2 rRNA genes are annotated in these 340 nt (G+C 51.2%); both read right to left on the bottom strand.

What is annotated here, in order from left to right:
• Positions 1–115: ribosomal RNA gene (rrf, locus tag J1779_RS00055) — 5S ribosomal RNA — on the bottom strand; the annotation flags it as partial.
• Between the two features lie 117 nt (positions 116–232).
• Positions 233–340, bottom strand: a 23S ribosomal RNA gene (locus tag J1779_RS00060); the annotation flags it as partial.

Consider the following 340-nt stretch of genomic DNA (forward strand, 5'->3'; position numbering starts at 1 on the left):
CCTGGCAGTTCCCTACTCTCGCATGGGGAGACCCCACACTACCATCGGCGCTACGGCGTTTCACTTCTGAGTTCGGCATGGGGTCAGGTGGGACCACCGCGCTACTGCCGCCAGGCAAATTCTGTTTCATTCATAACGCGCACCCTAACTCAGGCTTGCACTACGAACCAATCTCGGAACATTCAGCTGAAAATCTACTTCAGAGTCACTCTAAAAACACCTTTGGTGTTGTAAGGTTAAGCCTCTCGGGTCATTAGTACTGGTTAGCTCAATGCATCGCTGCACTTACACACCCAGCCTATCAACGTCTTAGTCTTAAACGTCCCTTCAGGTGGCTTAA

Source organism: Rahnella rivi (genome assembly GCF_019049655.1).
Classification (GTDB): Bacteria; Pseudomonadota; Gammaproteobacteria; order Enterobacterales; family Enterobacteriaceae; genus Rahnella; species Rahnella rivi.